The sequence below is a fragment of the Thalassospira australica genome (assembly GCF_000763295.1).
Lineage (GTDB): Bacteria > Pseudomonadota > Alphaproteobacteria > Rhodospirillales > Thalassospiraceae > Thalassospira > Thalassospira australica.
This window is the reverse complement of record NZ_JRJE01000004.1, coordinates 143,788-155,118: the sequence shown is the minus strand read 5'-3', so window position 1 is coordinate 155,118 and position 11,331 is coordinate 143,788. Positions and strand designations below refer to the sequence as shown.

Annotated in this window: 10 protein-coding genes; 5 read left to right on the top strand and 5 right to left on the bottom strand. The window is 54.3% G+C overall.

Going from position 1 to position 11,331, the window contains the following annotated elements; genetic code table 11:
* The first annotated feature begins 6 nt into the window (after window positions 1-6).
* From prfB to JF44_RS0103395, 5 genes are all read left to right on the top strand, one after another.
* A protein-coding gene (prfB, locus tag JF44_RS0103415) for a peptide chain release factor 2 (protein WP_156111582.1) occupies window positions 7-1,135 on the top strand; the annotation gives its coding sequence in 2 pieces (ribosomal slippage) (window positions 7-75 and window positions 77-1,135; 1,128 coding nt in all).
* Between the two features lie 265 nt (window positions 1,136-1,400).
* The gene (locus tag JF44_RS0103410; RefSeq protein ID WP_033067539.1) at window positions 1,401-1,655 is read left to right on the top strand and encodes a hypothetical protein; all 255 of its coding nucleotides are present in this window, start codon (window positions 1,401-1,403) and stop codon (window positions 1,653-1,655) included.
* Between the two features lie 119 nt (window positions 1,656-1,774).
* Window positions 1,775-2,380, top strand: a complete 606-nt coding sequence (locus JF44_RS0103405; RefSeq protein WP_033067538.1) for a nucleoside deaminase — start codon at window positions 1,775-1,777, stop codon at window positions 2,378-2,380.
* A gap of 33 nt (window positions 2,381-2,413) precedes the next feature.
* The gene (locus JF44_RS0103400) at window positions 2,414-3,931 is read left to right on the top strand and encodes a DNA-3-methyladenine glycosylase 2 family protein (protein WP_238318359.1); all 1,518 of its coding nucleotides are present in this window, start codon (window positions 2,414-2,416) and stop codon (window positions 3,929-3,931) included.
* Window positions 3,932-3,933: 2 nt separating this feature from the next.
* Entirely contained in the window at window positions 3,934-4,467 is a 534-nt protein-coding gene (locus tag JF44_RS0103395; protein WP_033067536.1) for a methylated-DNA--[protein]-cysteine S-methyltransferase, read from the top strand.
* 65 nt (window positions 4,468-4,532) lie between these two features.
* Here the strand turns inward: JF44_RS0103395 and adhP are convergent, their stop codons facing one another.
* The 5 genes from adhP to JF44_RS0103370 all read right to left on the bottom strand — a co-directional run bounded on the left by adhP (window position 4,533) and on the right by JF44_RS0103370 (window position 11,218).
* Window positions 4,533-5,555, bottom strand: a complete 1,023-nt coding sequence (gene adhP, locus JF44_RS0103390) for an alcohol dehydrogenase AdhP (RefSeq protein ID WP_033067535.1) — start codon at window positions 5,553-5,555, stop codon at window positions 4,533-4,535.
* A 144-nt stretch (window positions 5,556-5,699) separates the two neighbouring features.
* Window positions 5,700-6,521, bottom strand: coding sequence for a ferritin-like domain-containing protein (locus JF44_RS0103385; protein ID WP_052065416.1), 822 nt, complete (start codon window positions 6,519-6,521; stop codon window positions 5,700-5,702).
* Between the two features lie 133 nt (window positions 6,522-6,654).
* Complete coding sequence (locus tag JF44_RS0103380; RefSeq protein WP_033067696.1) at window positions 6,655-7,425, bottom strand: response regulator; 771 nt, start codon at window positions 7,423-7,425, stop codon at window positions 6,655-6,657.
* 223 nt (window positions 7,426-7,648) lie between these two features.
* On the bottom strand, window positions 7,649-8,113 hold the full coding sequence (gene bcp, locus JF44_RS0103375; RefSeq protein ID WP_033067534.1) for a thioredoxin-dependent thiol peroxidase: 465 nt from the start codon (window positions 8,111-8,113) through the stop codon (window positions 7,649-7,651).
* Window positions 8,114-8,230: 117 nt separating this feature from the next.
* Window positions 8,231-11,218, bottom strand: coding sequence for a bifunctional [glutamine synthetase] adenylyltransferase/[glutamine synthetase]-adenylyl-L-tyrosine phosphorylase (locus tag JF44_RS0103370; protein WP_033067533.1), 2,988 nt, complete (start codon window positions 11,216-11,218; stop codon window positions 8,231-8,233).
* Window positions 11,219-11,331 lie beyond the last annotated feature (113 nt).

Sequence of the window (11,331 nt, the reverse complement as noted above, 5' to 3'; positions counted from 1 at the left end):
ACATCAATGCGCGCTGAAGCACAGGCATTGGTCGATGAAATCAAGCAGTCGATGGCACTGCTGAGGAGGCATCTTTGACTGGGATAACGCTCATAGACGCCTGGACGAACTGAACGCACTTGCCGAAGACCCGACCCTTTGGGACGATGCGGCTAACGCGCAGAAAGTCATGCGTGAACGGACCCAGCTTGATGATGCCATCAATGGCTATAAAAAGCTCGCTCAGGAACTTGATGACAGTATCGAACTGATCGAACTTGGCGAAGCCGAGGGCGACGCGGAAACGGTCGAAGAGGGCGAAGAAGCCCTGCGTTCGATCCGCGAGATTGCCGCCAAGCGTGAACTTGAAAGCCTGCTTTCGGGCGAAGCGGATTCCAACGATACCTATCTTGAAATCCATGCTGGTGCCGGTGGCACAGAGGCCCAGGATTGGGCATCGATGTTGGCACGCATGTATTACCGTTGGGCAGAGTCCAAAGGCTACAAGCTTGAGATGCTTGAAGAAAGCGATGGCGAGGAAGCCGGCATCAAATCAGTGACCTACAAGATTTCCGGTCATAATGCGTATGGCTGGCTGAAGAACGAAGTGGGTGTGCATCGTCTGGTGCGTATTTCGCCCTATGACAGTTCTGCGCGCCGCCATACCAGCTTCTCGTCGGTTTGGGTCTATCCGGTGATTGATGACAATATCGAAATCGAAATCCTTGATAAGGATCTTCGTGTCGATACTTATCGTGCATCGGGTGCCGGTGGTCAGCACGTCAACAGAACCGATTCTGCTGTGCGTATGACCCATATTCCGACCGGGATTGTTGCCCAGTGTCAGAATGACCGTTCACAGCATAAAAACCGCGACACGGCGATGAAGATGCTGAAGGCCCGTCTGTATGAGGCAGAGCTGAAAAAACGCGAAGCCGAAGCCCAGGCTGTCGAAGACAGCAAAACCGACATCGGTTGGGGCCATCAGATCCGCTCTTATGTCCTGCAGCCCTATCAGATGATCAAGGATCTACGTACAGGCACGGAAACATCCGATACCCAGGGCGTTCTGAACGGCGATCTGGATGCCTTTATGGCAGCCGCACTGGCCGCAAAGGTCACTGGATCAGCTGGTGAGATCGAAGACATCGATTGATCGATTTTTGATTGGGCGGTGCTAACCGTTTGAAGTTACAAACACCCCGCCGAAATTTGGCGGGGTGTTTGTTTTTGTATCATCTCAAAAGCCGCAGAAAATATGGGGCTGCCCTGAAAAACCCCGTTTCTGTCACACAATTGCCGGATAGCTTTGCCACGGTGTGCCTGAGCGGGATCTGCCAACCGATAACAAATAGCCGGTATCGTTCCGGTAATTGGCAGTCTGCTGCGGAGCAAACATATAAATTCAGGTGAAGTCAAAAATGGCTCAACACTCTCTTGGTCCGGTCGCCGTTGGCGATCAGTTCAAACTTGCAACCCCGAACGGTCCGATTTTCGAAGTGGTCAAAATCCGTGAAATGGCTCCGGTGGATCATGCCTTGATCACCAAGGTGCGCGATACCAAATCGCCGACACTGATTGCGGTCACAACGCTTCTTGACCGTGACTTCTATGTTCCTGTTCCGCCCGAAAGGCGACAAGAACCAGACAATGATGGAATCTTGCGTGGTCTTTGATTGTAAAGCCAATCAATAGGCAGTTTCGCGACCGTCTGGATGAAAAACTGGTTGGCTTGGCGGCCCGGACACGGTGAAATGGTGACATTGTGAAATCACCAGACGCCAGGGCCGCCAACATGTCAGATAGCAAAGCCGATCAGAAAATCCTCGAACGTCTGTTTTGCGTGCTCGAAGATGACATTCTGCCCAAAACCCGTGCGGGCGTCTCGGACGGCAACAAGCTGTTTGGCGCGGCGATCCTGCGCAAGGATGATCTGTCACTGGTGATTGCCGAGACCAACAATGAAACCGAAAACCCGCTGTGGCACGGTGAAGTCCATTGCCTTAAGCGGTTTTATGAAATTCCCGCCGATCAGCGCCCGGCGACGTCGGAGCTGATTTTCCTTTCGACCCATGAGCCATGCTCCATGTGCCTGTCGGCCATTACCTGGGCCGGGTTTGACAATTTCTATTATTTCTTTTCTTACGAAGACTCACGCGATGCCTTTGCCATACCGCATGATTTGAAGATCATGAAAGAAGTCTTCACCCTTGAAGATGGCGAATACAATAAATCCAATGCCTTTTGGGACAGCTATTCCATGATGGCAACGGTCGCTGAGCAGCCCCAGGATCAAAAAGAAGCCTATCTGGCCCGCGCCAAGGCGATTTCCGATGAGTATGATCGTCTGTCTGCGCTGTATCAGGACAGCAAATCCGATAACGACATTCCGCTGAACTAGATGTTTTACGTCTGAGTCCGAATCTGGCGAGTTTTGCTGATCAATTCTGCTAAACTGCCGGGCATGGAACAGCTCAATAACGATATCTGCTATCAGGCACTCAAAACCCGCGATCGTCGGTTTGACGGACGGTTTTATACTGCCGTTCGGACCACCGGGATTTTTTGCCGCCCGATCTGCCCGGCAGTCACGCCCAAGCGCGATAATGTGGAATTTTATCCCAGTGCGGAGGCCGCCATCGCACATGGCTTTCGCCCATGCCTGCGCTGTCGGCCCGAAGCTGCCCCCGGAAGTCCGGCCAGTGCCGGTGTCCATGCCTCGGTCGTTCGTGCGGTGCGCCTGATTGATCAGGGCGCACTGGAAAACGGTTCAATTGCCGATCTTGCTGACCGCCTTGGGGTGGGGGATCGCCATTTGCGCCGGATATTCAAGGAACATACCGGCGTCACCCCGCAGGAACATGCCAAGGCACGGCGTTTGCTGCGTGCACGTCAGTTGATTGTTGATAGCAACTTGACCATGACGGAAATCGCCGACATTGCCGGTTTTGGCAGCCTGCGGCGCTTCAATGACGCCATGAAACAGGCCTATGGGCAGGCGCCAACCGCCTTTCGCCGCGGCATCAAAACTAATGCCCGGAAAACTGCCGGGACAGATGATCCGTTTGCGGCACGCAGTGATGATTTGATTTTGCGGCTCCGCGCCCGCCAACCGTTTGATGCCGACTATCTTCTGGCTTTCTTCCGCGCACGTGCCATTCCCGGCCTGGAGACCGTTCGTGACCGCATTTATGCGCGTGGTTTCAAAATTGATGGCCGGGTCGGCTTGATGATCTGTCACTTCAGTACCGATCAAAGTGGTGTTGATGTCATCTTGCGTGGTCCGGCTCGCGAAGCGGTGCTTGAAATTGGCGCACGGGTGCGCAGGTTGTTTGATCTTGATGCGGATGTGCCGTCCATCACCATGCAATTTACGCAGGATGCGTTGCTTGGGCCATTGGTCGCAAAGCGTCCCGGCCTTCGGGTGCCCGGATGTTGGGATCGTTTTGAACTTGCCCTTCGTGCTGTGCTGGGCCAACAGGTTTCGGTTGCCGCCGCCCGTACTTTGGCTGGGCGGTTGGTCGCCCGTTTTGGCGAAGCTTTGCCCGATGATCTGGTGGGGGGAACCGGCATCACCCATGTCTTTCCGACGCCGCAAGGCCTGATGAAACAGGAACTGATGCCGATCGGCCTGACGACGCGCCGGGCTCAAACCCTTGCCGATGTGATTGATCTTTTTGCCCAACCAGATTGCGATCAAAAATCCGGTGATGACCTTATTGCGGCCATGACAGCGATCAAGGGGATCGGTCCTTGGACATTGAATTACTTTGGTCTGCGCGGGCTTGGCGATCCGGATGCTTTTCCGGCCGCGGATCTGGGTATTCTTAAGGCATCTGGCATGGGCGGCGGCCCGGACAAAGCCAATGCACTTGAAAGCATTTCGGAAAACTGGCGGCCATGGCGGGCCTATGCCGCGCAGTATCTTTGGTCCGCATTGGAAGGAGAATAAAGATGTCCAAGCAAATCCCCCCACAAATCAATGTCGTGCGTTATGCCAGTCCAATCGGGGAACTCTCGCTTGCGTCTATGGATGACAAGCTGGTGCATCTTGATTTCGAAGACAATGACGAACGCTTGCGCACCATCCAGAACCGTCGATTCAAAAATCTTGAATGGACTGAAGGCGGAACGGCACCATCACCGATCATTGAATGGCTGGATGGGTACTTTGACGGCCGCGTCGGACGACTACCCGTGGATGCGATTACAATGGTCGGGACGGCGTTTCAGAAATCAGTCTGGGATGGCCTGATCACGATCCCGATTGGACAAAGCGTGTCTTACGCCGGGCTTGCGGATCAGTTGGGCAATTCCAAGGCCGTTCGTGCGGTGGCGCGCGCCAATGCGCTTAACCCGGTTTCGATCATAGTGCCATGCCATCGGGTGATCGGTTCAAACGGCACCTTGACCGGCTATGCCGGTGGGCTGGCGCGCAAGAAATGGTTGCTTGATCACGAGGCCGCCATGCGGGCAAAGGCGGCCTGAAGTCAAAATAAAAGGCTGCCTTCCAGCAGCCTTTGGATAGTGAGTCGAAGTCGTGTGACGCCTGATCAGATCGACATGACGATACGACCATCGATCTTGCCATCGCGCATGCGGTCAAAGATCGAGTTGATGTTTTCCATCGGTTCGGTCGTGAAGTGCGAATGCACCTTGCCATCACCGGCGAAATCAAGCGCTTCCTGCAGGTCTGCACGGGTGCCGACAATTGATCCCCTGATGGTTTTGCGCGACAGGACAGTATCGAAAATATCAAGCTCGAACGTGCCCGGAGGCAGGCCGCAAAGCGCCATTGTGCCACCCCGGCCCAGCATGCCGACACCCTGTTTAAAGGCCGCCCGCGAAACTGCTGTTACCAGCACACCATTGGCACCGCCCATCTGTTTTTGCACCTCAGAAACCACATCGGCCTCGGCCGCATTAAGGGTCCAGTCCGCACCAAGGTTTTTGGCGAGTTCGAGTTTCTCGTTGGCAATGTCAACGGCGATAACTTTCATGCCCATCGCCTTGGCGTATTGCACGGCCATATGACCCAGTCCGCCAATACCGGAAATCACCACGGTTTCACCGGGTTTGCATTCGGTTTCCTTAAGCCCCTTATAGACCGTCACACCGGCACAAAGAACGGGTGCGGCATTGCCAAATTCAAGCGGGTCGGGCAGGTGGCCGACATAGTCCGGGTCTGCCAGAACATATTCGGCGAAACCACCATTGACGGAATATCCGGTATTAATCTGTTCGCCACAAAGCGTTTCCCAACCCGTGATGCAGTGATGGCAATGACCACAGGCCGAATGCAGCCATGGCACGCCGACACGATCACCTTCCTTGACGGATGATACGCCGTCGCCAACTTCGGCAACGATGCCAACCCCTTCGTGACCGGGAATGAAGGGCGGGTTAGGCTTGACGGGCCAGTCGCCCTCGGCGGCGTGAAGGTCGGTGTGGCAGACACCGGATGCCTCGATCTTTACCAGGATTTTTCCGGGTGTGACCTTTGGCACCGTGACTTCTTCGATCGATAGCGGCTTGCCAAATTCGCGAACGACAGCGGCTTTCATGGTGGAGGGCATGGGGACAACTCCGTGCTGATGACAGGAAAAAGATCGTGCTTTTCGTCAATTCTCACACAAAGGAGTGTCGGCAATTTCACCCGTCGCCACCATGAGGTGAATCAATTGCCTGATGATATAATTTTAAAATGCGATCGGTTGGCTCTACTCGCCGTCGATTTCCGGCAATTCAAGGACATAGTCCTGATAGTAATCGGGCGGCATCCCGGCCTCGTAACGTGCTTCGTCGTTGAAGGGCGGTTTTAGCGGGCCACGGAAATGTTTGCGCAGCATGTCATGCCAGGTAGTGTAATAGGGCAGGCCGCGCTGATCGCAGACATATTCATAATATTTGCGGCCCGCCGCCACATGAGCGATTTCATCATGGGCGATGATTTTAAGGATGCGGGCACTTTCCGTGTCCCCATGGGCCAAAAGCCGCTCGATGGTTGGCGGGGTGGCATCAAGGCCACGGGCCTCAAACACCATCGGCACCACGGCCAGACGCGGTAGAATGTCATAGGCCGTATCCATTGATGTCTGCCACAATCCGTCATGGGCAGGCAGATCGCCATATGTCGCACCCAATTCACCAAGACGTTTGTTGATCATTTTGAAATGGCGCGCTTCGTCGTCGGCAACCTGCACCCATGCATCGTAAAAATCGCGCGGCATGTCGGCCTCGGGAAAGCGCACACACAGATCCCACGCCAGATCAATGGCATTAAGTTCAATATGGGCCAGCGCATGCAAAAGCCCGATCCGGCCCTGAACGCTGCCTTTTTTACGTTTGGGCATCTTGTTGGGCGGCAATAGTTCCGGGCGTGCCGGGCGACCGGGACGATCGGGCAAATCGGTTGAACCAACTTCGGTGATCTTGCCATCGCGCCAAAGTGCAGCCATCTCGGCGGTGACATCGGCCTTTTGGGGGGCATCTTCGGTCAGTAATGCCTTTTTGGCGGCTTCGGCAAGGGTCAATTGGGTCATGATCGTTTGCTTGGCTGTGGGGATAATCGTTGTGCAGTGTCTGCCACTTGCATCACACCGGGTCAATGATCAATGAAAAGGGCGGCCTGCAATCAATGTGCAGCCGCCCCTGAATTTCTTGAATGTTATAGGATCAGGTGATGTTAAAGCGCGCCAGTGCTTCTGCCAGATCATCGCCAAATGCATTGCCCTTGCGAATGATGGCTGTGCGGCATGGCAGGTCCTGAAGCGACGGATGGTTGGGGGCATCCGATGTCAGAACCGCGGTCGGGATGCCACGGGTTTTGGGCATCGATTGCAGGGCATTGGCAAGGTCCACGCCGTCAAGTTCATCAATGGTTTTGGCAACGATGATGAAATCCGGGCGCGTGCGCACAGCCAGTTCGATGGCTTCAAAAGACGTCTGGGAAACAGAACTGCGATAGCCGCAAGCTGCCAGTTCGCGTTCAACAATGGTGGCCATGGAGCGCTGCGGGATCACAAGCAGCGCTTCGACATTGGCCTGTTTAAGCCAGTTGGGGTCAATATCAGGGGCACGTTTGGAGGGCAGTTCACGCACGAATTCAGCGGTATCAGCACCACCGGCACTGATGTCACCATCCAGCAAGGACTGGATTTTATCGACAAATGCCTGAATGTCTTCAATTGCGCCTTCGTTAAGGTCTTTGCACGTCGTGACATAGTCTGCAAGGCGGTGGCTGGCCAGATTGATCAGCGGGGCGGCAACCGATTTGCCCTTGTATCGCAGATTGAAAACCTCGCGCTGAATGGCGGTTAGATGGGCCGGGTCGTTTTTGCTGCGCGCATTTTGCACATGAACGTCGATGGAACTGATAATGTCGTTCGCTTCGTCGCGAAAGTCGGCCAGCATTTGATCGTCTAGATCAACAACATTCTTGTTCATTGGTGTACCTGCCTTACCGGATGCCGGTTTGTTTTCTCCAATTGGGTGAAAAACCATGCACCCAATACTCCCATATCGAATTTCTATCCCGACAAACAAGGCAAGGCAACAAAATCAGTGTTGACGGTATGCGCCAGAAACCTGACTTGAAACGATTTTCTGCCATTAAAAGAAAAAGGCCCGGCTACTGGTTGCCGGGCCGCGATATTTGATAAAGGCGTTCTTAAAGGGCCTTTACGGCTTCAAGTACCTCGGCAACGTGGCCTTTGACCTTGACCTTGCGCCAGGCATTGCGAATGACGCCGTCGCCATCAATGACAAAGGTGGATCGTTCAATGCCCATGAATTTCTTGCCGTACATGTTCTTTTCTTTCCAGACACAATAATCCTCGCAGGTGGTGCCATTCTCGTCGGAAGCAAGAATGAAGTTCAGGTCATGCTTGGCCTTGAATTTGTCATGGCGTTCGGCGCTGTCTTTAGAAATGCCGATGATCTGTGCGTTCACGGCGCCAAAATCGGGTTCTGCATCGCGAAACTCACAGGATTCAGTCGTGCAGCCGGGGGTCATATCCTTTGGATAGAAGTAAATCACCACCGGTTTCCCCGCCAGATCAGACAGTTTTACGTTGCCGCCGCCATCTGTCGGCAGGTCAAAATCCGGGGCCTTGTCACCAACATCAACTGTCATGTTCAATCCTTTTCTGTGCGTTGCGGTTCGGGGCGCGAATACGCATGTTTTTGCGGCCCATGCGTCCCGATCCGGGGTAAAATACAATGCCTTATAAGCGTTGCAAGCGCTGTTGGATCATTCCTTGCCTTGCGAAGGCTGCTCGGTTGATGCGGCCTTCTCTCCGGGTACTGTGATGATACGGTCAAAGATTTGTTTGATCGTTGTTGCCGTGGTTTCCATCTTGTCCTGAAGGCTTGCAAAGTCATCACATTTTCCGGCATTGGCCAACATCTTCTGCAAATCTTCGCTGGCACTTTCAGGCTTAAATGGCCCCTCGGTGGTCAGGCGCAACATCGCCTGCAAGGCCAGCCAGAATGAACCGGCATTTGCCAGAAACTCTGCTTCTTGTTCCTCAAGAATGCCTGCTGCGCCAAGATTTTTGAACACCACGCGCGTCGTGGGTGACAGGATTTCCGGGTGGTCATGGGCATGGCGCAGCTGCAGATATTGCGCGATGAATTCCAGATCAACCAACCCGCCACGGCGCATTTTGATCGCCCAGGGATGGTTGTCACCCTTGCCGGCATCCATGCGGTTGCGCATGTCATACACCGCCCGGACAAGTTTGTCGGGGTCGCGTTTCTTGCGCAAAACTGCGCTGGTTGTTGCAAGAACCTTGTCACAAAGTGCCTTGGGGCCATAAACCGGTCGCAAACGGGTCAGTGCCATATGCTCCCACGTCCAGGCTTCGTTGTTTTGATAGGTTTCAAAACTTTTGAAATGGGTCGCAAGCGGGCCTTTGGACCCGCTTGGTCGCAGCCTAAGGTCGGTTTCAAACAGAACCCCTTCGGCGGTCGGGGCGGAAAGGGCGTTGATATATCGCTGGCTGAGCCGGATGAAATAATGGCCGGGCGACAGGGGCTTTTCACCATCAGACTCATCGGCGTCATCGGCCACATCATAGATGAACACCATATCAAGGTCAGATCCGGGGGAAAGTTCCTGCCCGCCATGTTTTCCAAGCGCAAATACCGCCAATCCACCATCTGAAAATGCGCCGTGTTTGGTGGCAAAATCGTTGGCGATACGCGGGAAGAGGGCGCGAATGGCAACGTCTGCAACATCGGCCAAGGCACGTCCTGCTTCATGGGGAGTATGGCGGTTCTGAATGGTTTGCACGTCAATCTGAAATTTTTGATCGTTGGCCCAGCGCCGCGCAGCATCCAGCCAGTCTTCGACCATGTCTTCGCGTGACAGGCGCGCGTCCAGTTCTGCGATCATGGCGTCCGCGTCAGGCATTTCTTCGTGGAATCCCGACATCAGTACGAAATCCAGTACTGCAGCATTCCGCCCGATATATTTTGCCATGCGCGGGGCCGTTCCGGCAATTTGCGCCAGAAGTTCAAGCAATTGCGGATTGGCGGTAAACAGCGAGAATAACTGAACCCCGGCAGGCAAGCCTTTAAGAAATTCGTCAAAGGCACGGAATGCCATATCCGGGTTGGTGGTCCTACCCAACGCTTCGAGCAGGGTTGGCATCAGTTCGGTCAGGATTTCGCGTGCACGGCGCGATCGGGTCGCGCGGTAACGCCCGTGATGCCATCCGCGCACAGTAACAGAAACATTTTCCGCATTCTCAAACCCCATCTCGCGCAAGTTGGTCAGGGTTTCGGGATCGTCTTCGGTGCCGGTGAACACAAGGTTTCCAGTCGTGCCAGCAAGGGTCGTGTCATCTTCAAACAGTTCGGCATAGTTGCTTTCGACGTTGCGCAGATGCCCCAACAGATCAAGCTTGAAGTCATCAAGTGCGCTGTAGCCAAGGAAGGTCGCAAGGGCCAGCAACCCGTCGTCAGTATCGGGAAGGGTCTGGGTCTGCTGGTCATTGATCATTTGCAAACGGTGTTCGACCGTGCGCAGAAAATCATAGGCCGCAAGCATTTCATCACGGACTTTTTCAGATACCTGTCCGAACTCGGTCAGGGTGCGTAATGTGTCGCAGGTTGCCTTGCCCCGCAGGGCCACTTCGCGCCCGCCCCAGATCAGTTGCTGGGTCTGGGCAAAAAACTCGATCTCGCGAATGCCGCCCCGGCCCAGTTTGATGTTGTGGCCGGGAATGTTGATCTTGCTGCCACCCTTGTGGGCATTTATCTGGCGCTTGATCGAATGAATGTCCTGAATAGCAATGAAATCAAGGTGTTTGCGCCAGACAAACGGGCGTAGAATTTCAAGGAACTGATCGCCCGACACCCGATCACCACCGACAATGCGCGCCTTGATCATGGCCGCACGTTCCCAGTTCTGCCCGACGGTTTCATAATAGGTTTCTGCCGCCAGCATCGACATGATCGGCGGGGTTGATGCCGGATCGGGGCGCAGGCGCAGATCGGTACGAAAGACATATCCGTCGCCCGTGCGTTCTTCCATGATGCGCGTAATGTCGCGCACCATGCGAACAAGATCCTGATGAATGCGATCCGGGTCGATATAGGTGACCACATCCTGATCATAGAGAAAGATCAGGTCGATATCAGATGAATAGTTAAGTTCACCAGCACCCAGCTTCCCCATGCCAATGGCAAAAATACCCGATCCTTCAAGCGGGTTTTCCGGGTTCGGCAGGTCATATTTGCGCAATTTCGCCACGGCAGACAGGCAATGGGCAATGGTGAAATCAAGGGTGACTTCTGCCGTGTCGCTGATGGCAGAAGTAATCTTTTCAAGCGGCCATGCCTTGCAGATATCGGCAATGGCAATCACAAGCGCGGCGCGGCGTTTGGCGCGACGTACAGTTGCCATGGTGGTCGGTTGATCAAGGCCGCTGGCATCTGCGCTGATGCGTACCGGATCAAGGGCATTGGCAAAAGCCCGGTCAAGGCCGTTGTCAAACACATCACAGACCACATCGGGATCACGCAAACACAGGTTGGTCAGATACGGGCTGTTGCCAAAAAGTGCGGACAAGACACCCCGAAACTGGACATTGGACGCAATATCGCCAATTTTTGCTGCCAGATTTTCAAATGCCGGGCGATCGCCCAAGGCCGTCCAGCGTTCAAACGCGTTGGTGACGCGGTCGGAATCAAAGGGCTGGGGCAGGTCCTGTGGAATCCAGGAAAGAGACACTTTTTGCGTTCCTTGTATTGCGAAACGGTAACGAACCGCGCTATTCAAAGTGTTGCGCCTGATTGCATGATTTCTGCAAGGGGCTGGATGCCCTGATCAACAGGACAACTCTA

What these genes read in the sequence shown, in the direction of transcription:
- bcp (WP_033067534.1), bottom strand. Translation starts at nt 8,113, where the DNA reads ATGACAGTTGATGTTGGTGACAAGGCCCCGGATTTTGACCTGCCGACA.
- JF44_RS0103380 (WP_033067696.1), bottom strand. Translation starts at nt 7,425, where the DNA reads ATGAACAAGAATGTTGTTGATCTAGACGATCAAATGCTGGCCGACTTT.
- JF44_RS0103410 (WP_033067539.1), top strand. Translation starts at nt 1,401, where the DNA reads ATGGCTCAACACTCTCTTGGTCCGGTCGCCGTTGGCGATCAGTTCAAA.
- JF44_RS0103385 (WP_052065416.1), bottom strand. Translation starts at nt 6,521, where the DNA reads ATGACCCAATTGACCCTTGCCGAAGCCGCCAAAAAGGCATTACTGACC.
- JF44_RS0103395 (WP_033067536.1), top strand. Translation starts at nt 3,934, where the DNA reads ATGTCCAAGCAAATCCCCCCACAAATCAATGTCGTGCGTTATGCCAGT.
- JF44_RS0103405 (WP_033067538.1), top strand. Translation starts at nt 1,775, where the DNA reads ATGTCAGATAGCAAAGCCGATCAGAAAATCCTCGAACGTCTGTTTTGC.
- adhP (WP_033067535.1), bottom strand. Translation starts at nt 5,555, where the DNA reads ATGCCCTCCACCATGAAAGCCGCTGTCGTTCGCGAATTTGGCAAGCCG.